This is a genomic window from Rathayibacter sp. Leaf185 (assembly GCF_001423885.1).
Taxonomy (GTDB): Bacteria; Actinomycetota; Actinomycetes; order Actinomycetales; family Microbacteriaceae; genus Rathayibacter.
The window spans coordinates 1,056,287-1,080,438 of sequence record NZ_LMPP01000002.1; the positions used below are offsets into that span (position 1 = coordinate 1,056,287).

A 24,152-nucleotide genomic window follows, 5' to 3' on the forward strand; every position below is an offset into this window, starting at 1 on the left:
CGCAGGCCGCCCCGAATAGACTGGTGGTATGACTTCTCCGAGCGCCGCACCCCGGCGCACCGCCTCCCTCAGCCGTGCCACCAGCGAGTCGAGCATCGAGCTGTCCCTCGATCTCGACGGCACCGGTGTCGCCGACCTCGAGACCGGCGTCCCCTTCTTCGACCACCTGCTGACGGCGTTCGCGAAGCACTCCCTGACCGACCTCACGGTCCGCGCCACGGGCGACATCGACATCGACATCCACCACACCGCCGAGGACATCGGCATCGTCCTGGGTGCGGCGATCAGGCAGGCGCTCGGCGACAAGGCGGGCATCTCCCGCTTCGGCGACGCTCTCGTGCCCCTCGACGAGGCGCTCGTCCAGGCCGTCGTCGACATCTCGGGCCGGCCCTACCTCGTGCACACCGGAGAGCCGGAGGGCTTCGCGCTGCACCTCATCGGCGGCCACTTCACCGGCTCGATGGTGCGGCACGTCTTCGAGGCGATCGCGTTCAACGCGGGGCTGACCGTGCACGTGACCGTCCTCGGAGGCCGAGACCCGCACCACATCGCCGAGGCCGAGTTCAAGGCGTTCGCGCGCGCCTTCCGTCAGGCGAAGGCCTTCGATCCCCTGGTGGCGGGAGTCCCGTCGACCAAGGGCGCGCTGTGACCGGCGATCGCCCCTCCGTCGTCGTCTACGACTACGGCTCGGGCAATGTGCACTCCGCGGTCAAGGCGCTCGAACTGGCGGGCGCCGATGTCGAGCTGACCTCCGATCGCCGACGCGCGCTCGAGGCCGACGGGCTCCTCGTTCCCGGCGTCGGTGCGTTCAGCGCCGTCATGGATGCGCTGACGAAGGCGCGCGGCGGCGAGATCATCGACAAGCGGCTCTCCGGTGGCCGCCCCGTCCTCGGGATCTGCGTGGGCATGCAGGTGCTCTTCGAGCGGGGCGTGGAGCGCGGTGTCGAGAGCGAGGGCCTCGGCGAGTGGCCTGGCGTCGTCGACCTCCTCCCGGCGGAGGTCGTGCCGCACATGGGCTGGAACACCGTCTCGGCGCCGACCGGCTCGGTGCTCTTCGACGGCATCGCCGACGAGCGCTTCTACTTCGTGCACTCCTACGGCGCCCGCGAGTGGTCCCTCGACGTGATCCCGCCGTTCCCCCGGCCGCACATCACCTGGGCGGAGCACGGCGGGCCCTTCATCGCGGCGGTCGAGAACGGGCCGCTCTCGGCGACGCAGTTCCACCCCGAGAAGTCGGGGGCCGCAGGGCTGCGACTGCTCTCGAATTGGCTGGGCAGCCTCCGCACGAACTAGGATCGGCCGGTGGTCGGCCGCCCCTGGCGGTCGGTCTGCACCAGGACTCCGAGACTGAGGATGACGATGAGCGAGTTCACCAAGGCCCCGGGCCTGGTCCTTCTCCCCGCGATCGACGTGGCCGGCGGCAAGGCCGTCCGCCTGACGCAGGGCGAGGCGGGCACCGAGACCAACTACGGAGACCCCATCGACGCCGCGCGCGACTGGGCCGACCAGGGCGCCGAGTGGATCCACCTGGTCGACCTCGACGCCGCCTTCGGTCGCGGTGACAACCACGCGATCATGAAGAAGGTCATCCGCCAGGTCAAGGGCGTGAACGTCGAGCTCTCGGGCGGGATCCGCGACGACCGGAGCCTCGAGTCGGCCCTGAGCGCCGGAGCGAAGCGCATCAACCTCGGCACCGCGGCGCTCGAGAACCCGGAATGGGCGGCGAGCGTCATCGGCCAGTACGGCGACCAGATCGCCGTCGGACTCGACGTGCGCGGCACCACGCTCGCGGCTCGCGGCTGGACGAAGGAGGGCGGCGACCTCTGGAACGTGCTCGAGCGCCTCGAGGAGGCGGGCTGCACGCGCTACGTGGTCACCGACGTGACGAAGGACGGAACCCTCCAGGGCCCCAACCTCGAGCTCCTCGAGCAGGTCATGTCGCGTACGCGCCGCCCGGTGATCGCCTCGGGAGGCATCTCGAACCTCGACGACATCGCCGCGCTGCGGGACCTCGTCCCGCAGGGCCTCGAGGGCGCCATCGTCGGCAAGGCGCTGTACGCGGGCGCGTTCACGCTCGCGGAGGCGCTGGATGTCGCGTCCGAGTGACGGACGCGCACTGCCCGCGCATCTGACCGACTCCGCCGGGACCCCCTGGGCCGGCCGGCACTTCGAGCCGAACGCCGCCGGCGACGACGACGGCAGCGCTCCCGCTGTCGTGATGCGGGCTCTCGCCGCTTTCGCCGCCGGCGAGAGCGGGCCCGAGAGCGTCGTCGACGCGCTGCGCGAGGCGCGACTGCTGATCCCGCTCGTCGCGCACCTCGGCGAGGAGGCCGAGGGCGTCGGCGGGCTGCGTGCCGACAAGACGCAGGAGCTCTCGATCGTCACCGTCGCCGGACCCGACGGCCGCAACGTCCTCCCCGTCTTCAGTGGTGTGGACGCGATGCGACGCTGGGATCCGGACGCCCGGCCCGTCCCCGTGGACGGTCGTCGAGCGGCCCTCGCCGCCGTCGCGGAGGCGACCGAGCTGATGGTGCTCGACCCCGCCTCCGAGCACGAGTTCGGCGTGAGGCGACCTGCACTGTGGGCGATCGCCGAGGGATCACCGTGGCGGCCGAGCCCGGGCGACCCCCGCGTGCTCGATGCGCTGGGAGCGTCTGCTCGGGCCGAGCCCGCCGTCGTGTCGCTCGACGTCAGGGCGGGGGACCCTCGTCAGCGCCTCGCAGGGCCCGAGCTGATCGTCGTGCTCGAGGTCCGTCCCGGCCTCGACCGTGCTGCGCTCGACGGACTCGTCGCGCGGCTCGGCGAGCGCTGGGCCGGCGACGAGGTCGTCGCCGCCTGCGTCGACTCGATGTCGCTCCGGCTCGCGGCGTCCTCGGCGCAGTGAGGATCTAGGTGACCGGCCCGGTCCACTTCTCGCCGGGCCCCTTGCCGATCGGGTCCTGGATCGGAGAGGCCTCGCGGAACGCGAGCTGCAGCGTGCGGAGACCGTCGCGCAGACTGCGGGCGTGCATGTCGCTGATGTCGGGGGCGCCCGCGGTCACGAGACCGGCGAGAGCATTGATGAGCTTGCGCGCCTCGTCGAGGTCGATCTCGGCGCCCGGCTCGTCGGCGAGCCCGCACTTCACGGCAGCGGCACTCATGAGGTGCACCGCTGCCGTGGTGATGATCTCGACCGCCGGCACCTCGGCGATGTCCCTGGCGGCCTCGATGTCGGAGGGATCGCCTCCCTCGCCGAATCGTCGTGCGTAGTCGTCGTCGTACTGAGCCATGGGTCCTTCGTTCGGTGAGTGGCGAGCGCGGCGGAGTCGCGGCGACCGAGGTCTCCGGAGCACTGCATCCGCTGCTCTGTCGCCTCGGCCGCGAGTCTGCTATGGTGATCCGGGCTCCGGGGCATGTCCCCGGTTCGAAAGTGGAGATTCTCCCACCCGCGCTTGACCGCTTCACTAGGTTACCGGGTCAGAAGCACTCCGCCTCCGGCAACGGGGGCAGGGCTGCGGTCCTCGAGACACGTCTCGAGGTCGCGTCGTAGGGTGCAGCGATGTGCGTTCCACGCACGCCGCGCAAGGGAATCACCTCTCTCGGGATGCGTCGGATCACTCCGGCCGCAGAGCAGCAACTCACCGAGATCAGAGGAGAAACGCAATCAGCGATCCCCGTACCAACGACCGTATCCGCGTCCCCGAGGTCCGCCTCGTAGGTCCCGCCGGAGAACAGGTCGGCGTCGTGAAAATCGAGGTCGCCCTGCGACTCGCGCAGGATGCAGACCTGGATCTGGTCGAGGTTGCTCCCAACTCCAAGCCTCCCGTCGCCAAGATCATGGACTACGGGAAGTTCAAGTACGAGCAGGCTCAGAAGCTCAAGGAAGCCCGTCGCAACCAGGCGAACACGATCCTCAAAGAGGTCCGTTTCCGTCTGAAGATCGACAAGCACGACTACGAGACCAAGCGCAAGCGCGCCGAGGGCTTCCTGAAGGCCGGCGACAAGGTCAAGGCGATGATCCTCTTCCGGGGCCGCGAGCAGTCGCGCCCCGAGATGGGTGTCCGCCTCCTCCAGCGCTTCGCGGAGGACGTGGCCGAGTTCGGTCAGGTCGAGTCCACCCCGACCATCGACGGTCGCAACATGGTGATGGTCATCGGCCCCCTCAAGAACAAGTCCGAGGCCAAGGCCGAGGCGAACGCCGTCCGCGCCGCTCGTCGCGAGGCCAACACCCCCGACGATCACTCGGACTCCGACGACTCGGTCGAGGCCGAGACCGTCTAGTACTCCACCGCCCCGACCTCGGGGCAGGTGCGCGCCCCGCTCGCGGGGCACACATGCTTCGCCCCGCCGCGTGCGGGTGCGACGTCGACAAGGAGAGAACATGCCCAAGATGAAGACGCACTCCGGTGCCAAGAAGCGCTTCAAGGTCACCGGATCCGGCAAGCTCATGAAGCAGCAGGCCGGAATGCGCCACAACCTGGAGTCCAAGTCCAGCGTCCGCACCCGCCGCCTCAACCAGGACCAGGTCCTCGCCCCGCAGGACGCGAAGGTCGCCAAGAAGCTCCTCGGCCTGTAGTCCGCTCCGCGGCCGCACAGGACTTCACCGACCAGGATCGATAGGAAGAAAAAGAAATGGCAAGAGTAAAGAGGGCGGTCAACGCCCACAAGAAGCGTCGCGTCATCCTCGAGCGCGCGAAGGGCTACCGCGGCCAGCGTTCGCGTCTGTACCGCAAGGCCAAGGAGCAGGTCACCCACTCCCTCGTCTACTCGTACCGCGACCGCCGCGCCAAGAAGGGCGAGTTCCGCCGCCTCTGGATCCAGCGCATCAACGCCGCGTCGCGCGCGAACGGCCTGACCTACAACCGCTTCATCCAGGGCCTCGCCCTCGCCGGAGTGCAGGTCGACCGCCGCATCCTCGCCGATCTCGCGATCACCGAGCCCGCGACCTTCGCCGCCCTCGTGGCGACCGCGAAGAACGCCCTGCCGGCCGACACCTCCGCCCCCCGCGCCGCGTAGTCAGCACTGCTTCCCGAAGGGGGTCACGACCGAGGTCGTGGCCCCCTTCGTCGTCTGCGCGACGTGTCGCCCGGGGCGGCGCGATCCGCGCCGATAGGCTCGCCGCATGCTCGACAACCCCCGTTCTCCGCGCGTCCGCTCCGTCGCCAAGCTCACCCGGCGCCCCGCGCGGCAGGAGACGGGGCTCTTCCTCCTCGAGGGTCCGCAGGCCATGGCGGAGGCTCTGCAGTACCGTCCCGAGCTCCTCGTCGAGTCGTTCGCCACTCCGACGGCGCTCGAGCGCCATCCCGAGATCGTCGCCGCCGCCGAGGAGGCGGACGTCGAGATCGAGTACGTCACCGAGGACGTGCTGGACTCGATGGCCGACACTGTGACTCCGCAGGGCTTCGTCAGCGTCTGCCGCCAGTTCCCGACCTCGCTCAAGGACATCGTGGCCTCGGGCCCGCGCCTGGTCGCGGTGCTCGAGGAGGTCCGCGATCCGGGTAATCTCGGCACGATCATCCGCGCGGCCGACGCCGCGGGTGCCGACGCGGTCGTGCTGACCGGCCGCTCCGTCGACCTCTACAACCCCAAAGTCGTGCGCTCGACGACCGGCTCGCTGTTCCACCTGCCCGTCGCGGTCGATGCCGAGCTGTCCGACGTGCTCCAGCGCCTCCGCGGGGCGGGGCTGCGCGCCGTCGCAGCCGACGTGAAGGGCGAGGATCTGCTCGTCATCCGCGACCGCGGCGATCTGACCCAGCCGACGGCCTGGGTGTTCGGCAACGAGGCGCGGGGGCTCGAGGACGCATCGCTCGAGCTCGTGGACGCCGTGGTGGCCGTGCCCATCTACGGGGCCGCGGAGTCGCTCAACCTCGCGACCGCCGCCTCCGTCTGCCTCTACGAGAGCGCCTTCGCCCTCCGTTCCTGAGAGGACGAGCGCGCTGTCTGAGGACAGGCTGGAGAAAGAGCCCGGTTGTTACTCTCTGATTAAGAAAACGCTCATGATTTGACCGGCCCATCCGCGTGTGATTCTCTGACGACATGGAAGCAGCTCCTCAGCGCTCGTCCGCGCCCGCCGGTGAACCACTGGTCGTCCTCGACGGCGTGCAGAAGCACTACGGCGAGTTCCAGGCCCTGAAGGACATCGACCTCACCGTCCATCGCGGCGAGGTCGTCGTCGTCCTGGGCCCGTCGGGCTCCGGCAAGTCGACCCTCTGCCGGACGATCAACCGTCTCGAGACCATCTCGGGCGGGACGATCTCGATCGACGGTCAGAAGCTGCCCGAGGAGGGCAAGGGTCTCGCCGAACTCCGGGCCGACGTCGGCATGGTCTTCCAGTCGTTCAACCTCTTCGCGCACAAGACGATCCTCGAGAACGTCACGCTCGGCCCGATCAAGGTCCGCAAGCTCGCGCGCAGGGCGGCGGAGGCGGAGGCGCAGGCTCTTCTCGACCGCGTCGGAGTCGGGCACCAGGCGGCCAAGAGCCCCGCCCAGCTCTCCGGCGGTCAGCAGCAGCGCGTGGCGATCGCCCGCGCGCTCGCGATGAAGCCTAAGGTGATGCTCTTCGACGAGCCGACCTCGGCGCTGGATCCCGAGATGATCAACGAGGTCCTCGACGTGATGGTCGGCCTCGCCAAGGACGGCATGACGATGATCGTCGTCACGCACGAGATGGGCTTCGCCCGCAAGGCCGCCGATCGCGTCGTCTTCATGGCCGACGGCGAGATCCTCGAGGACACCGATCCCGAGACCTTCTTCACCGCCCCGCGCACCGATCGCGCCAAGGACTTCCTCTCGAAGCTGATCACGCACTAGCCGATCCGCTCCCGCGCCCGAACATCCGACACGTCGGCCCCCGGAACCCTCGGGGCCGACAGGACATCGCCCGCTCCGGCGGGCCGAACCCCAGGAAGGACGATCATGCGCACCAAGCTCATGTTCATGACCGCAGGACTCGCCGCCGCGGCACTCACCCTCACCGGCTGTGCCGGCGACTCCGGAGCAGGCACCGACTCCGGTTCCGGCGATGCGGCGACCTACGAGGTCGCCTCCGACGTGACCCTCGAGGGCAGCCCCACCTTCGACGCGATGACCGACGCCGACAAGGTGACCATCGGCGTCAAGGAGGACCAGCCCGGTCTGGGCTACCTCGACGCCGCCACGAACGAGCGCTCCGGCTTCGACATCGAGATCGCCAAGTGGATCGCGGCGTCGCTCGGGTTCTCCGAGGACAAGATCGAGTTCCAGGCGATCCCGTCGGCCAACCGCGAGGCGTCGATCGTGAACGGCGACATCGACTACTACGTCGGCACCTACTCGATCACCGACAAGCGCAAGGAGCAGGTCGGCTTCGCAGGACCCTACTTCGAGACCGGGCAGCAACTCCTCGTCGCGGCGGACAATGACACCATCGAGGGTCCGGACGACCTCACCGCCGACACCACGGTGTGCTCGGCGACCGGATCGACCCCGATTCAGAACATCCGCACCAACTACCCCGAGGTGCCGACCGAGGAGTTCGACACTTACTCGCAGTGCGTCGATGCGCTGAACGACGGCCAGGTCGACGCGGTCACCACCGACGGCGCGATCCTGATCGGCTACGCGGCGCAGAGCCCCGACGAGCTCAAGGTCGTCGGCGAGCCCTTCAGCACCGAGCTCTACGGAGTAGGCCTCGCGAAGGACGACGACGCCCTGCGCGGCTTCGTGAACGACATGTTCACCGAGGGTGGCGACACCTGGACCGCCATCTACGACGAGACGCTGGGCAAGTCCGGCACCGAGGTCGAGCAGCCCGCGGTCGACGCCTACTAGGAGGCGACCCGGGCGGCCTGAAGCGCCGCCCGGGCCCTCTGTCCGCTCTCACCTCCCGATGAAAGGGCCCGCCGCATGGATGTTCTGCTGAACAACCTCGACGTGTTCGTGCCGGCCTTCGGCAACACACTGTTGCTGTTCGTCGTCTCGCTCGTGTTCGCCCTGATCATCGGGACGGTCGTGGGAGCCATGCGCGTCTCCCCGGTCCCGATCGCCCGCGCGGTCGGCACGGTGTACGTCAACACCGTCCGGAACACGCCGCTCACACTGCTGATGTTCTTCTTCGCGTTCGGCTATCCCAAGCTCGACCTGCCCGACGTCGACTACACGAACCTCGCCATCTGCGCGCTCAGCCTCTACACGGCGACCTACGTCGCCGAGGTGCTGCGCTCGGGCATCAACACCGTCCCGATCGGGCAGGCGGAGGCCGCCCGCGCGATCGGGCTCGACTTCGGGCTCACCATGACGCAGGTGGTGCTTCCGCAGGCCTTCCGCTCCGTGATCCCCCCGCTGATGAGCGTCTTGATCGCTCTGCTCAAGAACACGACGGTCGCCGCCGGCTTCTCCGTCGCCGAGGCCGGGACGATCGTCCGCGAGCTGAACGAGCGAGGCGAGAACAGCCTGGTCGTCCTGCTCTGGGTCGCCCTCGTCTTCGTGGTGCTGGTCTCGGTCCTCTCGGTCATCCAACGTCAGCTCGAGAAGAAGTGGAGGGTCGCCCGATGAGCTCCGTCCTCTTCGACAACCCCGGTCCCCGCGCGAGGGTCCGCAATCGCATCCTCGGCGGCCTGGTGATCCTGCTCGTCGTAGCGGTCTTCGCCTTCATCCTCTGGCGCTTCGCCGAGTCGGGGCAGTTCTCGGCCGAGAAGTGGCGGGCGTTCCGGTACCCGCTCGTCTGGCAGAGCATCGGGGCGGCGCTCGGGCAGACTCTCGGCGCGTTCGCCGCCGCCGGAGTCGCGAGCCTCGTCCTCGGGTTGGTCCTCGCGGTCGGCCGGCTCTCCGACCGTCGCTGGATCAGCCTGCCGGTCACGACCTTCATCGAGCTCTTCCGGGCGATCCCCGTCCTGATCCTGATGATGCTGATGTACTACGGTCTGCCGTTCATCGGTCTCAAGCTCACCCCGTACCTCGCCGTCGTCATCGCGCTCACGCTCTACAACGGCTCCGTCTTCTCCGAGATCTTCCGGGCCGGCATCGAGGCCCTCCCGAGAGGTCAGAAGGAGGCGGGCTACGCGATCGGCCTGCGGAAGGCCGGCGTGATGCGCCTCATCCTGTTCCCGCAGGCCATCCGAACGATGCTGCCCGTGATCATCGCCCAGCTCGTCGTCGCCCTCAAGGACACGGCGCTCGGCTCGATCATCACCTACAACGAGCTGCTCTACTACGCGAAGTACCTCGGCAACCAGTCGAGCCTGGACAGCCCGATCATCCCGGCCGCCATCGTCATCGGCGCGATCTACATCAGCATCTGCCTCCTGCTCTCGGGTCTCGCCAAGTGGATCGAGGTCCGCACCAAGAGCATGGGCCGCGGAGGAACGGGCCACCCGGCCGCTCGCGCCACGACGAACACCGCACTGATAGCCGCCCAGGACTGAGTCCGATCGTCTCCGACCCCCTCCGCGAGATGCCTCTTGAGTACGCCGGCAACGGCGTGTCGCGTACCGAAGTGGCATCTCGCGAGCCGGACCGGAGGATTCACGTTCTCGGGACGCACCACCCCTGAGCGTTGACGGAGGTCGCCGTCGCCCTCGGGCGATGGAGACGATCTAGACTCACTGATCGTGTCTGACAGCAACCCGATCACCGACGAGGCCGCCTCGGCCGCGGTCACCGAGGCGCTCACCGCGATCAGCGCGGCCGGCGACTCCGCGGCCCTGAAAGCGGCCCGCTCCGCGCACCTCGGCGAGGGCTCCGCCCTCGCCCGGCTCAACGCGCAGATGCGCTCCGTCCCGCCCGAGTTCAAGGCCGCCTCCGGCAAGCTCATCGGTGGCGCCCGCAAGCAGGTCGGCGACGCCTACGCCGCCCGCGAGGCCGAGATCGTCGAGGCGGAGGAGACGGCAGCACTCGACGCCGAGCGCGTCGACGTCACCGCGGGTGCCTCGTTCGTCCGCCAGGGTGCACGCCACCCGCTCTCGCTCCTGCAGGAGTCGATCGCCGACGTGTTCGTCGGCATGGGCTGGGAGATCGCCGAGGGGCCGGAGCTCGAGAACGAGTGGTTCAACTTCGACGCCCTGAACTTCGACGAGGACCACCCGGCCCGCGCGATGCAGGACACCTTCTTCGTCGACCCTGTCGACTCGCACCTCGTGCTGCGCACGCACACGAGTCCGGTGCAGATCCGCTCGATGCTCGAGCGCACGCCTCCGGTCTACGTGATCGCGCCCGGACGCGTCTACCGCACCGACGAGCTCGACGCCACGCACACCCCCGTCTTCACGCAGTTCGAGGGTCTCGCCGTCGACCGCGGCCTGACGATGGCGCACCTGCGCGGCACTCTCGAGCACGTCGCCCGGATCATGTTCGGCGACGAGGCGAAGATCCGCCTCCGCCCCAACTACTTCCCCTTCACCGAGCCGAGCGCCGAGCTCGACATCTGGCACCCCACCTTCGTCGGCGGCGCACGCTGGATCGAGTGGGGCGGCTGCGGCATGGTCAACCCGAACGTGCTGCGCGCGGCCGGGATCGACCCGGAGGAGTTCTCCGGCTTCGCCTTCGGGATGGGGATCGAGCGGACCCTGATGTTCCGCAACGACGTGAAGGACATGCGCGACATGGTCGAGGGCGATGTCCGCTTCAGCAAGCAGTACGGGATGGTGATCTGATGCGCATCCCGCTGAGCTGGCTGGGCGAGTACGTCGACCTCGAGCAGGGCGTCTCGACCGAGGCCGTGCACGCCGCACTCGTCTCCGTCGGCCTCGAGGAGGAGGACGTCCACCGCTTCGAGGTCACCGGCCCCGTCGTGGTGGGTGAGGTCCTCGACCTCGTGCCCGAGCCGCAGAAGAACGGCAAGACGATCAACTGGTGCACGGTCCGTGTCGCTCCCGAGGGCTCGCTCGCGGCCGACGGCGGCGCTGACGTCCGCGGAATCGTCTGCGGCGCCCACAACTTCGCCGCCGGAGACAAGGTCGTCGTCTCGCTGCCCGGCGCGGTCCTCCCCGGTCCCTTCCCGATCTCGGCGCGGAAGACCTACGGTCACGTCTCCGACGGCATGATCGCCTCCAGTCGCGAGCTCGGGCTCGGCGACGACCACGACGGCATCCTCCGCCTGGCGAGCCTCGGCGTCGATCCGGAGGCGGGTGCCGACGCGATCGCCCTGCTCGGGCTCGATGACGCGGCCGTCGAGGTGAACGTCACTCCCGACCGCGGCTACGCCTTCTCGATCCGCGGCATCGCCCGCGAGTACGCACACGCGACCGGCGCCTCCTTCCGCGATCCCGCTCTGGCGGTCGCCGTCCCGGAGCGCGCCGACTCGGCCGAGGTCTTCCCGGTCTCGCTCGAGGACGACGCACCGATCCGGGGCCGCGACGGCGCCTCCGTCTTCGTCACCCGCGTCGTGCGCGGAGTCGACGCGAGCCGCCCGACGCCGCCGTGGATGGTCGCGCGCCTGCGGCTGGCGGGCGTCCGCTCGATCTCGCTGATCGTCGACATCACCAACTACGTCATGTTCGAGCTCGGGCAGCCGCTGCACGGCTACGACCTCGACGCCCTCCAGGGCGGCATCGTCGTGCGCCGCGCCGAGCCGGGGGAGACCCTCGAGACCCTCGACGGGCAGACCAGGCGGCTCCACCCCGAGGACCTCGTCATCGCGGACGCGGGCGGAGCCGTCGGCCTCGCCGGCGTGATGGGCGGCGCACGCACAGAGATCGGAGCCGCGACCACCGACGTCCTCCTGGAGGCCGCGAACTTCGATCCGGTGTCGATCGCCCGGACCGCGCGCCGACACAAGCTGCCGAGCGAGGCGTCCAAGCGCTTCGAGCGCGGAGTCGATCCGCTCGTCGCCGCGGTCGCTGCGGCCCGCGCGGTCCAGCTGCTGGTCGAGCTCGCGGGCGGCACCGCCGACGAGCTCGGGTCGGCTCTCGTCGATCCCCGGGAGGCGGCCGTCATCGAGCTGCCCGACGGCTACGTCTCGGGTCTGGTCGGCGTCGAGTACACGCCGGAGGAGATCCGCGGCTCCCTCGTCGAGATCGGCGCCTCGGTCGAGACCGGCGGCGCAGGCCTGATGGTCACTCCGCCGAGCTGGCGCCCCGATCTCACCGACAAGTCGACCCTCGCCGAGGAGGTCGCCCGGATCACCGGGTACGACCGCATCCCCTCGGTGCTGCCCGTCGCGCCTCCTGGCCGCGGTCTCACCACCGGTCAGCGCCTCCGGAGGACGGTCGCGCAGAGCCTCGCCGCGAGCGGACTGACCGAGGTGCTGTCGTACCCGTTCCTCTCGCGGGCGATCAACGACCGTTTCGGGTCGGTCGACGGCGAGCCCCGCGAGCAGATCACCCTCGCGAATCCGCTCGACGCCACTGCGGCGCAGCTGCGCCTCTCTCTGCTGCCGGGTCTCGTGCAGATCGCCGCCCGCAACCGCTCCCGCGGGCTCACCGACCTCGCGCTCTACGAGCTCGGGTCCGTGTTCGTCCCCGTGGCCGGCCGGCCCTTCGGGTCCGGCGCGCTGCCGAAGGGAGCCGTTCGACCCTCCGCCGAGGTGGAGGCCGAGCTGAACGCCGGCATCCCGGCACAGCCCCTCCACCTCGCGGCGCTGCTCACCGGTGCCGCGGTCGAGCGTCAGCCCGGCGTGGCCGCTCGCGATTTCGACTGGCGCGACGCGCTCGACGTGGTCCGCGAGGTGTCGACCGCCGCCGGAGTCGAACTGGTCGTCCGCCAGGGAGCGCACGCCGCGCTGCACCCCGGACGCACCGCGGAGATCGTGCTCGACGGAGCGGTCATCGGTCACGCCGGCGAGCTGCTCCCGTCGCTCGCCGACGAGCTCGACCTGCCGCGCCGTGTCGCGGTGGTCGAGCTCGACCTCGACCCGGTCATCGCGCGCGCCGGACGCGTGGTCGTCGCCCGCCCCGTCGGCGCCCTCCCCGCGGCGACGCAGGACCTCTCGCTGGTCGTGCCGGTCGAGGTACCAGCCGGATCCGTCGCCGAGGCCGTCTCCGAGGGGGCCGGTGAGCTGCTCGAGGCGATCCGCCTCGTCGACGACTACCGCGGCACCGGGCTCGCCGAGGGCACCAAGTCGCTCACCTTCGCCCTGCGCTTCCGCGCCGCCGACCGGACGCTGACAGCGGCCGAGGCGACGGCCGCGAAGGAGAGCGGCGTCGCCGTCGCCGCCGCGCGGTTCGGCGCCCAGCTGAGGGAGTGACTCCTGACCGGGCCGCGCCCCCGCACGGACTAGGCTCTCGGGCATGACTTTTTCCGTGGCGGTGGCCGGGGCGAGCGGGTACGCGGGCGGCGAGCTCCTGCGCCTGCTGGCCGATCACCCCGAATTCGAGGTGCGCACGGTGACGGCGCACGCCAACGCCGGTCAGCCGCTCGTCGCGGTGCATCCGCACCTGCGCTCGCTCCGCGATCTGGTGCTGGTCGACACCACGACCGAGAACCTCGTCGGGCACGACGTCGTCTTCCTCGCTCTGCCGCACGGCAGATCGGGGGAGATCACCGCGACTCTGCCCGACGACGTGCTCGTCGTCGACTGCGGCGCCGACCACCGGCTGACCGACGCGCGGAACTGGGCCGACTACTACGGCGGCGAGTTCGCTGGCGCTTGGCCGTACGGGCTGCCCGAGCTCCTGCTCGCCGGCGGCGGACGCAAGCAGCGCGAGGTGCTCGCGGGCGTGCGGCGCATCGCGGTCCCCGGCTGCAACGTGACCGCGATCACCCTCGGCCTCGCACCGGGGCTGCACGCCGGCGTCATCGAGCCGGGCGATCTGGTGTCGGTGCTGGCTGTCGGTCCGTCGGGTGCGGGCAAGAGCCTTCGCACCGACCTGCTCGCCAGCGAGCTGCTCGGCTCGGCGCATGCCTACGGAGTCGGTGGCGGGCACCGCCACAATCCCGAGATCCGGCAGAACCTGGTGCTCGCGGGAGCCGGACCGGTCTCCATCTCGTTCACCCCGGTCCTCGTGCCGATGTCCCGCGGCATCCTCGCGACCTCGACGGCGCGTCTCGCGCCCGGTGTGTCCGCGGGCGACGTGCGGGCGGCGTGGGAGACGGCCTACGGCGACGAGACCTTCGTCCAGCTGCTCCCCGAGGGGTCCTTCCCTCGGACGGCGGACGTGGTCGGCGCCAACACCGCTCTGATCGGCCTGGCCGTCGACGAGCGCGCTCGGCGCGTGGTCGCCGTGACCGCGATCGACAACCTCGTCAAGGGCACCGCAGGCGCCGCGATCCAGTCGACCAACATCGCCCTGGGCCTCCCCGAGTCCCTGGGCCTCAGCGTGAACGGAGTCGCGCCGTGAGCGTCACTGCAGCAGCAGGATTCGAGGCGGCGGGAGTCGTTGCAGGCCTCAAGTCGACCGGGGCGCGCGACGTCGCTCTCATCCGCAACGTCGGGCCCTTGCAGAACGCGGCCGCCGTCTTCACGAGCAACCGCTGCAAGGCGAACCCGGTCCTCTGGAGCGAGCAGGTCATGAGGGACGGCACCGTCTCCGCGATCGTCCTCAACTCCGGGGGCGCCAACTGCTACACCGGCGCTCAGGGCTTCCAGGTCACCCACAGCACTGCGGAGTCGGTGGGCGAGGCGCTCGGCGTCTCGGCCGGCGACGTCCTCGTCTGCTCGACCGGGCTGATCGGCGATCAGCTCGACCTCGGGAAGATCACGAGCGGGGTGACGGAGGCGGCGGCGTCGCTCTCCGGGGCCACCGGCGTCGACGACGGCGAGGCCGCGGCGCGCGCGATCATGACGACCGACACCGTCCCCAAGCAGGCGACCGTCCGCTCCGAGCAGGGCTGGAGCATCGGCGGGATGGCCAAGGGCGCGGGGATGCTCGCCCCCGGGCTCGCGACGATGCTCGTCGTCATCACCACCGACGCCGCGCTCGACTCCGCCGATCTCGATGCGGCTCTCCGCGCCTCGACCCGGGTGACCTTCGACCGCCTCGACTCCGACGGCTGCATGTCGACGAACGACACCGTCGCCCTCCTCGCGAGCGGCGCGAGCGGAGTGGCGCCCGACGCGGCCGCGTTCACCGCCGCGCTGACCGAGGTCTGCCGTGATCTGACTCTGCAGCTGCAGGCCGACGCCGAGGGCGCCGCGCACGACGTCGCCATCCGCGTCGTGAACGCCGCTTCCGAGGACGAGGCGGTCGTCGTCGCGCGCGCCGTCTCGCGGAGCAACCTCTTCAAGGCCGCCATCTTCGGCAACGACCCCAACTGGGGCCGGGTGCTCGCTGCGGTCGGCACCACCGACGCCGCGTTCGACCCCTACGGCATCGACGTCGCGATGAACGGCGTCCGGGTCTGCCGGGCCGGCGAGCCGTTCGAGAGCCGCGACCTGGTCGACCTCGCCCCGCGTAAGGTGGCCGTCGACATCGACCTGCACGCGGGTACCGCGACCGCGACCATCTGGACCAACGACCTCACGCACGACTACGTGCACGAGAACTCCGCCTACGCGAGCTGAGCGACCGATGAGCGACGAGACCCGCACCGAATCCGAGAGCCTGGCGCTGCGCGACGCCGCGGCCGCCAAGGCGGGCACGCTGATCGAGTCGCTGCCCTGGCTGCAGCGCTTCCACGGCCGCACGATGGTGATCAAGTTCGGCGGCAACGCCATGGTCTCGGAGGAGCTCCAGCGCGCCTTCGCGCAGGACATCGTCTACCTGCACTACGCGGGCATCCGGCCGGTCGTCGTGCACGGCGGCGGCCCGCAGATCTCGAAGATGCTCGAGCGTCTGGGCATCGGGAGCGAGTTCCGCGGCGGCTACCGCGTCACGAGCCCGGAGGCGATGGAGGTCGTGCGCATGGTGCTCACGGGCAGCATCAGCCGCGACATCGTGCGCAGGATCAACGAGCACGGCCCGCTCGCCGCAGGGATCTCGGGCGAGGACGCGGGGCTCTTCGTCGGTCGTCGGCGCGGGGTCGTCCTCGACGGAGTCGAGCACGATCTCGGTCTGGTGGGCGATGTCGTCGCCGTCGACCCGGCGGCGGTCCTCGCTCAGCTCGACGCGGGCCGGATCCCCGTCGTGTCCTCGATCGCGCCCGACTCCGACGACCCGACGCAGTCGCTGAACGTCAACGCAGATGCGGCGGCTGCGGCGCTCGCGGTGGCGGTCGGCGCCGAGAAGCTCGTCATCCTCACCGATGTAGCGGGCCTCTACTCCGACTGGCCGAACCGCGACTCCCTCGTCTCGCACCTCTCCTCCGACGAGCTGGCGGCCCTGCTGCCCTCGCTCGAGTCGGGGATGATCCCCAAGATGACCGCCTGCCTCGACGCAGTGCTCGGCGGCGTGCCCAAGGCCGCGATCATCGACGGCCGCGTGCCGCACTCGATGCTGCTCGAGGTCTTCACCTCGGAGGGCGTCGGCACCGAGGTCGTGGCGAGCGAGAGCCGGGAGCGAATGTCGGGCCGCTGATCCGCAGCGGCCCCGGCTCCGAGCGTCCCCCGACACGGGTGAGCGCACCGACGGCCCACGAGGCCGGACCGCTCCGATCGAAAGGCTCGACAGATGACCACCGACACGACCACCGGGACGACCAGGACCGACACGGCCCGCGATCGCTACGCCTCGGCGATGATGCAGACCTTCGCTCCACCGCTCGCCGTCCTCGACCGCGGTCTCGGCTGCAGGGTCTGGGACGTCGACGGGCGCGAATACCTCGACTTCCTCGGCGGCATCGCCGTCAACTCGCTCGGTCACGCCCACCCCGTCTTCGTCGAGGCCGTCACCCGTCAGGCCGGCGCCCTCGCGCACGTCTCCAACTACTTCGCGACGGCGCCCCAGATCGAGCTCGCCGAGACCCTGCGGAGGCTGACCGGTGCCGGCGACGAGGGCCGCGTCTACTTCGCGAACTCGGGTACCGAGGCCAACGAGGCCGCGTTCAAGCTGGCGCGCCTCAACTCCGGAGGCGGTCGCCACCGCGTCCTCGCGCTCCACAACGCGTTCCACGGCCGCACGATGGGCGCGCTCGCCCTCACCGGCAAGGCCGCGATGCGGGCGCCCTTCGAGCCGATGCCCGGCGGAGTCGAGCACATCGACGCGACGCTCGGCGCGCTCGAGGCGGCGCTCGACGACTCCGTCGCAGCGCTGGTGGTCGAGCCGATCCAGGGTGAGGCCGGCGTCATCCCGCTGCCCGACGGCTTCCTCGAGCGGGCTCGTCAGCTGACGAGCGAGCACGGCGCGCTCCTGATCGTCGACGAGATCCAGACGGGCGTGGGCCGCACCGGGAGCTGGTTCGCCTATCAGCGCTCCGGCATCGTCCCCGACGCGGTGACCGTGGCCAAGGGCCTCGGCGGCGGGTTCCCGATCGGCGCGCTGGTGACCTTCGGCGGTGCGTCCGCGCTGTTCCGCAGGGGTCAGCACGGCAGCACCTTCGGCGGCAACCCGCTGGCGACCGCGGTCGCCGGAGCGGTCCTCGGCGAGATCGAGCGGGCGGACCTCCTCCGCAACGCCCGCGAGCGCGGTGAGCAGATCACGCGCGCCGTCCTCGCCATCGGCTCGCCCCTGATCGACTCCGTCCGCGGTGCCGGGCTCCTCCTGGGTCTCGCCCTCACCGAGCCGGTCGCGGGCGCCCTCGCGGCAGCGGCCCTCGAGGAGGGTCTCATCGTCAACGCGGCGAACGACTCGAGCATCCGCCTCGCTCCACCGCTCATCGTCTCGTCCGACGAGGTCGACGAGTTCGCCGAGCGCCTCGCCCGCGCGCTCGGCGCACTGAGCATCTGACCCGACCGACCCCGATCGAAAGCGACCAGCACCCGTGACCCGCCACTTCCTCCGTGACGACGACATCAGCCCCGCCGAGCAGGCCGAGATCCTCGATCTCGCTCTCGAGCTCAAGCGCGACCGCTTCTCGCGGACGCCGCTCGCGGGTCCGCAGACCGTCGCGGTGATCTTCGACAAGTCCTCCACCCGCACCCGCGTGTCGTTCGCGGTCGGCATCGCCGATCTCGGCGGCAGCCCGCTGATCATCTCGACGGCGAGCAGCCAGCTCGGCGGCAAGGAGACCGCCTCCGACACCGCGCGCGTGCTCGAGCGCCAGGTCGCGGCGATCGTCTGGCGCACGTACGCGCAGTCCGGTCTCGAGCAGATGGCGGAGGGGACCCGCGTCCCGGTCGTCAACGCGCTCTCGGACGAGTTCCACCCGTGCCAGCTGCTCGCGGATCTGCTCACGATCCGCGAGCACCGCGGTCGGCTCGCCGGCCTGACGCTGACCTTCTTCGGCGACGGCGCGAGCAACATGGCGCACTCGTACCTGCTGGCGGGAGCGACGGCGGGCATGCACGTCCGCATCGTGTCGCCCGACTCCTACGCGCCCGATCCGACCGTGCTGGCGGATGCCCAGCGCATCGCCGGTACCACCGGTGGCTCTGCCACGACGACGACCGACCCCGCGGCGGGCGCCGCCGGCTCCGACATCGTGATCACCGACACCTGGGTGTCGATGGGCAAGGAGGAGGAGAAGGCCGCGCGCGTCGCGACGTTCGGGGCGTACCGCGTGGACGCGGCGACGATGGCCGCGGCCGAGCCCGACGCCCTCTTCCTGCACTGCCTGCCGGCCGATCGCGGCTACGAGGTGACAGCCGAGGTGATCGACGGCCCGCAGAGCGTGATCTGGGACGAGGCGGAGAACCGCCTGCACGCGCAGAAGGCCCTGCTGGTCTGGCTCCTGGAGCGGGCCGGCGACGCCGGACCAGCTCTCTAGGACGCCGGACCCCACGACGACCCGCGGCCTCGTGCACCGAGGCCGCAGACACCGAGGAGAACCATGACGGAACGACCCACCGCCCGCGCGGGCGAGGCCGGCGCGCTCTGGGGCGGCCGGTTCGCCGGCGGCCCGTCGCCCGAGCTGGCGGCGCTCTCGAAGTCGACCCACTTCGACTGGCAGCTCGCCGAGTACGACATCGCCGGCTCGAGGGCCCACGCCCGTGCGCTCTCGGCGGCCGGCTACCTCGATGAGGCCGAGCTGACGGGGATGCTCGACGCGCTCGAGCGCCTCCGCACCGCCGTCGTCGACGGGAGCTTCCGAGCCGAGGAGTCCGATGAGGACGTGCACGGCGCGCTCGAGCGCGGACTGATGATCGAGGCCGGGCCCGAGCTCGGCGGCAAGCTGCGGGCCGGCCGCTCGCGCAACGACCAGATCGCGACCTTCGTGCGGATGTACCTCCGCGACCACGCCGCCGTGATCGCGGAGCTGGTCGTGCAGCTCGTCGACGCCATCGCCGCTCAGGCCTCGGCGCACCCCACCGCGATCATGCCCGGTCGCACGCACCTGCAGCACGCGCAGCCGGTGCTGCTCGCCCACCACCTGCTCGCCCACGCGTGGGCACTGCTGCGCGACCTCGAGCGCCTCCGCGACTGGGCGGTGCGCGCCGACGTCTCGCCCTACGGATCCGGCGCCCTCGCCGGCTCGACCCTCGGTCTCGACGCCGAGTCGGTCGCCCGCGAGCTCGGCTTCGCGTCCAGCGTTCCGAACTCGATCGACGGCACGGCGAGCCGCGACCTGGTGGCCGAGTTCGCGTTCGTCGCGGCGATGATCGGCATCGACGTCTCGCGGATCGCCGAGGAGATCATCCTCTGGAACACCCGGGAGTTCGGCTTCGTCACGCTCGACGACGGCTACTCCACCGGATCGTCGATCATGCCGCAGAAGAAGAACCCCGACATCGCCGAGCTCGCGCGCGGCAAAGCGGGACGGCTCCTGGGCAACCTCACCGGGCTGCTCGCGACGCTCAAGGCGCTCCCGCTCGCCTACAACCGCGATCTGCAGGAGGACAAGGAGCCGGTCTTCGACTCGGTCACCACCCTCGAGGTGCTCCTGCCCGCGTTCAGCGGCATGATCGCCACCCTCACCTTCCACACCGAGCGGATGGCGGAGCTGGCTCCGCAGGGCTTCTCGCTCGCGACGGACGTGGCGGAGTGGCTCGTGAAGAAGCACGTGCCCTTCCGCGACGCGCACGAGATCACGGGAGAGCTGGTCAAGTCGGCGGAGTCGCGCGGACTGGGCCTCGACGAGCTCGACGACGAGGCGCTCGCCTCCGTGTCGCCGCTGCTGACGCCGGACGTCCGCTCGGTGCTCAGCATCGAGGGCTCGGTGGCCAGTCGCGACGGAGTCGGCGGTACGGCGCCGGCGCGCGTGGCGGAGCAGCTCGCGCAGCTCACCGAGCGCGTGCGGATCGTCCGGTCGGCGCTCCGGGGGGAGGGCTCGTGACGCTCAGCAAGGACGACGGACAGGACGAGGGGCGCCCGCCGCTGCGACCGTGGCAGCACCGGACGCTCGTCATCGTCGCCGCCGTCGTGATCCTCGCTGTGATCATCGTCACCGTCGGCTCCGGGCAGCGGTTCTTCTAGCGTGGCGGCGTGACGCTGCCGCCTCCGAGGCTGCCGGACCTGTCGAGATCTGCCCTCGAGGTCGCCCCCGATCTGCTCGGCTGCACTCTGCTCCATCGCACGGAGGAGGGCGTGGTGGGGGTGCGCCTCACCGAGGTCGAGGCGTACCTCGGCCCGGGTGCGGATCCGGGCTCGCACAGCTTCCGCGGGCCGACCCCGCGCACGCTGCCGATGTTCGGGCCGCCCGGCACGGTCTACGCGTACTTCACCTACGGCATGCACACCTGCCTCAACCTCGTGTGCGCGCCGGAGGGGGACGCCTCGGCCGTGCTCCTGCGAGCGGGCGAGATCGTCATCGGCGAGGAGCTCGCCCGAGTGCGCCGCGGCGACGTCCCGACCCGCGATCTCGCCAGAGGCCCGGCGCGGCTCGCGAAGGCGCTCGGCGTCCTGCTCGTCGAGTCGGGCGACCCGATGGAGCGCAGCTTCGAGCTGCTGCCCCCTGAGCACCGCGGCGCAGTCCTCGCCACGCAGCGCACGGGTGTCTCGGGTGCGGGTGGCGGAGCCGAGTACCCGTGGCGCTTCCTCCTCGAGGGCGAGCCCACCGTCTCGCCCTACCGTCGAGCGGTGCCGCGCCGCGTTCAGGCGAGGTAGAGCCGGGCGAGCGTCCCGAGCGCGGCCGACCAGGCGAGGCTCGCCAGCGTCCCGATGATGAAGCGCTCGCGCGCCTCGGGGGACGCCAGCTCGCTGAATCGGCCGACGCCCTTGACCGCCACGACGACCGCGACGCCCTCGGGAAGCCCGCTCATCAGTGCGCCCGCGGTCGCGATGCGCTCGAGCAGTCCGATCGTGGTGCCGCCGCGCAGCACTTCGATCGGCTGACCGATCGCGGTGGGTGCGCCGGGCGCGGAGGAGGGGCGCGCGGGCGGTCCGGCGATCATGATGCCGCCGTGCGCGCCGCTCCGGGAGTCGGTCGTCGCGAGATCGAGCGTCATCAGCACCACGGGCCCGCCGCCGACCACCGCGATCGCGAAGGCGAGCACCGCGACGGTGAGCACCAGCACCGGGGGAGCGTCGGTACCGCCGAGACCGGTGAGCAGGAAGGCGGCAGCGGTCGCGCCGACGCTGATCCAGGCGAGGTGGGGACGGTGCAGCCGGACGGCGAGCACAGCACCGACGACTCCGGCGAGGAGGACGAGCACGACGCCCGTCCAGGAGGCGGACTGCACCGTGTCCGCCAGGGTTCCGGTCAGTGAAGCGGGGAGCACCGTCATCGCTCGTTCCTCTCGTCGGTGGGGTCGAGCGTACGGTCGACCACCGTCAAGAGACGCGCGAGCGCCTCGGCGGTCGGACGGTCGAGGCGTGCGTCGGCCGCGCGCACCCGCAGGCTCACGGCCTGCGGGCTGATCGCGAGATGCGCGGCGGCCTCCTTCTGCGATCGTCCCGAGTCGAGGAGGTCGACGATCTCCCAGCCGGCGGCGGTGCGCGAATCGCGCAGATGGAGGAGCGGGTCGAGCAGTGCCTGGGCGTCGATGACGGAGGGGAAGGGCGCGACGGGGGAGTCGGGGTCGAGCGAGAATCTGCTCGGTCGTGTCTTCGCAGCCTCGACCGCGCGGCGCGCAGCGAAGTAGGCCTCACCGCGGGCCGCTCGCGTGGTGCTCGGCAGCGGTCGCTCGATCGGCCCGATGCCGAGCCCGATGCTCCAGTGCGCTTCGCGGTGCAGGAGGAGGACGACCTCGACGGCGGCGTCCGCCCGGTGGAGGACGCACTGGAACTCGTCCCCCGCCGTCCGCTCGGGAGGGAGGACGAAGTCGGCGCCCCGCGAGTCGAGAAGCTCGGCGATGGCGCGGTCGACTCTGTCGTCGTCGTGACGGCTGTCCCGCTGATCGGCGGTGATGACGAACATCCTGCACCTCCTCGATCAAGTATGTGAACTTGATCTTGCTAGATCAAGCCTTGGAGCTTCAATAGCCGGTATCAAGGGCGTCTCACCGCGCTACTCTCGGAGGGTGACCGACGAGCAGACCCGAGGATCCTCGACGCCTCCCGCCCTGGACGCGTCCTTCGACACCGTCTGGGACGAGCTGGTGTGGCGCGGATCCGTCCACGTCTCGACCGATCGCGATGCGCTGCGCACGCTGCTCGCGGGGGAGCCGATCACCTACTACTGCGGGTTCGATCCCACGGCCCCCAGCCTGCACCTCGGCAACCTCGTGCAGCTCATCGTGATGCGCCGCCTGCAGCTCGCCGGCCACCGTCCCCTGGGTCTCGTCGGCGGATCGACCGGGCTGATCGGCGATCCCCGGCCCACCGCCGAGCGCACGCTGAACTCGCGTGAGACGGTGCTCGACTGGGTGGCCCGCCTGCAGGCGCAGGTGTCGCGCTTCCTGGCCGTCGACGGCGAGAACCCGATGCGGCTGGTCAACAACCTCGACTGGACGGCGCCGCTCTCGGCGATCGACTTCCTGCGTGAGATCGGCAAGCACTTCCGGGTCGGCACGATGCTCAAGAAGGACGCGGTGAGCGCGCGCCTCAACTCGGATGCGGGGATCAGCTACACCGAGTTCAGCTACCAGATCCTGCAGGGGATGGACTTCCTCGAGCTCTACCGCCAGTACGGCTGCGTCCTGCAGACGGGTGGCAGCGACCAGTGGGGCAACCTCACCAGCGGGACGGACCTGATCCACCGCGCCGAGGGAGCGTCGGTCCACGCGATCGGCACGCCCCTGGTGATGAACAGCGACGGGACGAAGTTCGGCAAGAGCGAGGGCAACGCCGTCTGGCTCGACCCGGAGCTGACCAGCCCGTACGCCTTCTACCAGTTCTGGCTCAACACGGACGATCGGGACGCGGTCGACCGTCTCAAGACCTTCACGTTCCTGACGCGAGCCGAGATCGAGCGGCTCGAGCGGGCGGGTCTGGATGCGCCGTTCAAGCGCGAGGCGCAGCGCGCGCTCGCGTGGGAGGTGACCTCGCTCGTCCACGGAGAGGCGGTGACGCAGGCCGTCGTCGATGCGTCGGCGGCACTGTTCGGCCGGGGCTCGCTGGCGGGCATCGATCCGGTGATCCTCCGCGGAGCACTCGAGGCGGTCCCGACAGCGGAGCTCGATGCGAGCACGCCGGTGCTGCAGGCGTTCCTCGAGACGCGACTCGTCGCGAGCCTGGGGGAGGCGCGCCGAGCGATGGCGCAGGGCGGACTGTCGGTGAACAACGACGTGGTCACCGAGGAGTCGCTCGCCGTGGGCGAGCTCGCTCTGATCGACGGCATCGCGGTGCTCCGCCGCGGGAAGAAGAACTTCGCAGGAGCCTTCGTCCGCTAGCCGGCGGGGGCCGCCGGGCGACACGCCCGGATCGCAAGCGATTTGCAGGCCCGCGAAACATCGACGTAATGTAACTCCTCGTCACCCCAAAGGAGCGGCGAGCGAGAGTCGGACGCAGAGCGTCGAGACCCGCTGGCCCACCTCAAGCGGGGACCATCCCCTCACTCCACGGCCCTGTTAGAGATTCGTCTCTTGATGGGAGCGGATCGTGAGCGTACGATGTAAAGCCTCCGCTGGACCTGCTGGTCCGGTCTTCGGTGCGACAGACAGAGCTTCACCGCTCTTGCTCCGCACGATGCGGCGTTCAGATCCCCGGATCACGGCGCCGAGCATCACGAAGACGCCGACTTGACACGGTCTGCGGATGTGCTAAGTTATACAAGTTGCCACGGCAGCGCGCAGGACTTCGGTTCTGACAAGCGTAACCCGAATGGCAGCCATAATCAAATCGAGAGCTTCGGCTCTCGGTAGACTTCGATCACTCTCGTTGTGAAGCGCTTTCTTTGGGCGTGGAGGCGGGGTGTGTCCGATTCTTGAGAACTCAACAGCGTGCACTATGTTCAATGCCAAATAATAT

The 24,152-nt window shown here is 70.4% G+C and carries 26 protein-coding genes; 23 read left to right on the forward strand and 3 right to left on the reverse strand.

Annotated features, from left to right (window positions below; translation table 11 throughout):
• Positions 1-28: 28 nt before the first annotated feature.
• The 4 genes from hisB (at position 29) to ASG06_RS12245 (ending at position 2,884) form a co-directional block, all read left to right on the forward strand.
• A complete protein-coding gene (gene hisB, locus ASG06_RS12230; protein WP_056042351.1) occupies positions 29-649 on the forward strand; it encodes an imidazoleglycerol-phosphate dehydratase HisB in 621 nt (206 codons plus the stop codon).
• Positions 646-1,293, forward strand: a complete 648-nt coding sequence (hisH, locus tag ASG06_RS12235; protein ID WP_056042356.1) for an imidazole glycerol phosphate synthase subunit HisH — start codon at positions 646-648, stop codon at positions 1,291-1,293. Before hisB ends, hisH begins: the two co-directional genes overlap by 4 nt.
• A gap of 66 nt (positions 1,294-1,359) precedes the next feature.
• Entirely contained in the window at positions 1,360-2,106 is a 747-nt protein-coding gene (gene priA / locus ASG06_RS12240; protein WP_056042650.1) for a bifunctional 1-(5-phosphoribosyl)-5-((5-phosphoribosylamino)methylideneamino)imidazole-4-carboxamide isomerase/phosphoribosylanthranilate isomerase PriA, read from the forward strand.
• Positions 2,090-2,884, forward strand: coding sequence for an SseB family protein (locus ASG06_RS12245; protein ID WP_056042359.1), 795 nt, complete (start codon positions 2,090-2,092; stop codon positions 2,882-2,884). Before priA ends, ASG06_RS12245 begins: the two co-directional genes overlap by 17 nt.
• Before the next feature lie 4 nt (positions 2,885-2,888).
• Here the strand turns inward: ASG06_RS12245 and ASG06_RS12250 are convergent, their stop codons facing one another.
• Complete coding sequence (locus ASG06_RS12250; RefSeq protein WP_056042361.1) at positions 2,889-3,269, reverse strand: DUF1844 domain-containing protein; 381 nt, start codon at positions 3,267-3,269, stop codon at positions 2,889-2,891.
• Between the two features lie 373 nt (positions 3,270-3,642).
• On the opposite strand from ASG06_RS12250, the gene infC reads away from it, so the two are divergent.
• The 18 genes from infC to ASG06_RS12335 all read left to right on the forward strand — a co-directional run bounded on the left by infC (position 3,643) and on the right by ASG06_RS12335 (position 20,909).
• Positions 3,643-4,260, forward strand: coding sequence for a translation initiation factor IF-3 (gene infC, locus ASG06_RS12255; RefSeq protein WP_156465973.1), 618 nt, complete (start codon positions 3,643-3,645; stop codon positions 4,258-4,260).
• Positions 4,261-4,360: 100 nt separating this feature from the next.
• The gene (gene rpmI, locus ASG06_RS12260) at positions 4,361-4,555 is read left to right on the forward strand and encodes a 50S ribosomal protein L35 (protein WP_056042364.1); all 195 of its coding nucleotides are present in this window, start codon (positions 4,361-4,363) and stop codon (positions 4,553-4,555) included.
• A gap of 56 nt (positions 4,556-4,611) precedes the next feature.
• Entirely contained in the window at positions 4,612-4,995 is a 384-nt protein-coding gene (gene rplT / locus ASG06_RS12265; RefSeq protein ID WP_056042366.1) for a 50S ribosomal protein L20, read from the forward strand.
• Positions 4,996-5,101: 106 nt separating this feature from the next.
• The gene (locus ASG06_RS12270) at positions 5,102-5,902 is read left to right on the forward strand and encodes a TrmH family RNA methyltransferase (protein WP_056042368.1); all 801 of its coding nucleotides are present in this window, start codon (positions 5,102-5,104) and stop codon (positions 5,900-5,902) included.
• Positions 5,903-6,015: 113 nt separating this feature from the next.
• Complete coding sequence (locus ASG06_RS12275) at positions 6,016-6,789, forward strand: amino acid ABC transporter ATP-binding protein (RefSeq protein WP_056042370.1); 774 nt, start codon at positions 6,016-6,018, stop codon at positions 6,787-6,789.
• Positions 6,790-6,894: 105 nt separating this feature from the next.
• Positions 6,895-7,788 (forward strand): glutamate ABC transporter substrate-binding protein, encoded by an 894-nt coding sequence (locus tag ASG06_RS12280; protein ID WP_156465959.1) that lies wholly within the window; start codon positions 6,895-6,897, stop codon positions 7,786-7,788.
• A 75-nt stretch (positions 7,789-7,863) separates the two neighbouring features.
• Positions 7,864-8,511, forward strand: coding sequence for an amino acid ABC transporter permease (locus ASG06_RS12285; protein ID WP_056042375.1), 648 nt, complete (start codon positions 7,864-7,866; stop codon positions 8,509-8,511).
• Positions 8,508-9,380 carry an amino acid ABC transporter permease gene (locus ASG06_RS12290; RefSeq protein WP_056042653.1) on the forward strand — a complete coding sequence of 291 codons (873 nt, stop codon included), beginning with the start codon at positions 8,508-8,510 and terminating at the stop codon, positions 9,378-9,380. Before ASG06_RS12285 ends, ASG06_RS12290 begins: the two co-directional genes overlap by 4 nt.
• A 186-nt stretch (positions 9,381-9,566) precedes the next feature.
• The gene (pheS, locus tag ASG06_RS12295) at positions 9,567-10,607 is read left to right on the forward strand and encodes a phenylalanine--tRNA ligase subunit alpha (protein ID WP_056042377.1); all 1,041 of its coding nucleotides are present in this window, start codon (positions 9,567-9,569) and stop codon (positions 10,605-10,607) included.
• A complete protein-coding gene (pheT, locus tag ASG06_RS12300) occupies positions 10,607-13,138 on the forward strand; it encodes a phenylalanine--tRNA ligase subunit beta (RefSeq protein ID WP_056042379.1) in 2,532 nt (843 codons plus the stop codon). The genes pheS and pheT overlap by 1 nt, the downstream gene beginning before the upstream one ends.
• A 43-nt stretch (positions 13,139-13,181) precedes the next feature.
• The gene (gene argC / locus ASG06_RS12305; RefSeq protein ID WP_056042381.1) at positions 13,182-14,231 is read left to right on the forward strand and encodes an N-acetyl-gamma-glutamyl-phosphate reductase; all 1,050 of its coding nucleotides are present in this window, start codon (positions 13,182-13,184) and stop codon (positions 14,229-14,231) included.
• The gene (gene argJ / locus ASG06_RS12310) at positions 14,228-15,394 is read left to right on the forward strand and encodes a bifunctional glutamate N-acetyltransferase/amino-acid acetyltransferase ArgJ (RefSeq protein WP_056042383.1); all 1,167 of its coding nucleotides are present in this window, start codon (positions 14,228-14,230) and stop codon (positions 15,392-15,394) included. Before argC ends, argJ begins: the two co-directional genes overlap by 4 nt.
• Positions 15,395-15,401: 7 nt before the next feature.
• Positions 15,402-16,346, forward strand: a complete 945-nt coding sequence (gene argB / locus ASG06_RS12315; protein WP_056042386.1) for an acetylglutamate kinase — start codon at positions 15,402-15,404, stop codon at positions 16,344-16,346.
• A gap of 93 nt (positions 16,347-16,439) precedes the next feature.
• Positions 16,440-17,654 carry an acetylornithine transaminase gene (locus ASG06_RS12320; RefSeq protein ID WP_082499171.1) on the forward strand — a complete coding sequence of 405 codons (1,215 nt, stop codon included), beginning with the start codon at positions 16,440-16,442 and terminating at the stop codon, positions 17,652-17,654.
• Positions 17,655-17,688: 34 nt separating this feature from the next.
• Entirely contained in the window at positions 17,689-18,633 is a 945-nt protein-coding gene (argF, locus tag ASG06_RS12325) for an ornithine carbamoyltransferase (protein WP_056042388.1), read from the forward strand.
• A gap of 63 nt (positions 18,634-18,696) precedes the next feature.
• Entirely contained in the window at positions 18,697-20,139 is a 1,443-nt protein-coding gene (argH, locus tag ASG06_RS12330) for an argininosuccinate lyase (protein ID WP_056042390.1), read from the forward strand.
• Entirely contained in the window at positions 20,136-20,279 is a 144-nt protein-coding gene (locus ASG06_RS20000; protein WP_156465960.1) for a hypothetical protein, read from the forward strand. Before argH ends, ASG06_RS20000 begins: the two co-directional genes overlap by 4 nt.
• Positions 20,280-20,288: 9 nt before the next feature.
• Entirely contained in the window at positions 20,289-20,909 is a 621-nt protein-coding gene (locus tag ASG06_RS12335; protein WP_082499172.1) for a DNA-3-methyladenine glycosylase, read from the forward strand.
• Here ASG06_RS12335 and ASG06_RS12340 read toward each other — a convergent pair.
• Both ASG06_RS12340 and ASG06_RS12345 read right to left on the reverse strand, forming a co-directional pair.
• Positions 20,897-21,529: a hypothetical protein gene (locus tag ASG06_RS12340; protein WP_056042393.1), complete on the reverse strand. Its 633-nt coding sequence runs from the start codon at positions 21,527-21,529 to the stop codon at positions 20,897-20,899. The genes ASG06_RS12335 and ASG06_RS12340 overlap by 13 nt on opposite strands.
• The gene (locus tag ASG06_RS12345) at positions 21,526-22,161 is read right to left on the reverse strand and encodes a hypothetical protein (RefSeq protein ID WP_056042396.1); all 636 of its coding nucleotides are present in this window, start codon (positions 22,159-22,161) and stop codon (positions 21,526-21,528) included. The genes ASG06_RS12340 and ASG06_RS12345 overlap by 4 nt, the downstream gene beginning before the upstream one ends.
• A 103-nt stretch (positions 22,162-22,264) precedes the next feature.
• On the opposite strand from ASG06_RS12345, the gene tyrS reads away from it, so the two are divergent.
• Positions 22,265-23,575 (forward strand): tyrosine--tRNA ligase, encoded by a 1,311-nt coding sequence (gene tyrS, locus ASG06_RS12350; RefSeq protein WP_056042398.1) that lies wholly within the window; start codon positions 22,265-22,267, stop codon positions 23,573-23,575.
• Positions 23,576-24,152 lie beyond the last annotated feature (577 nt).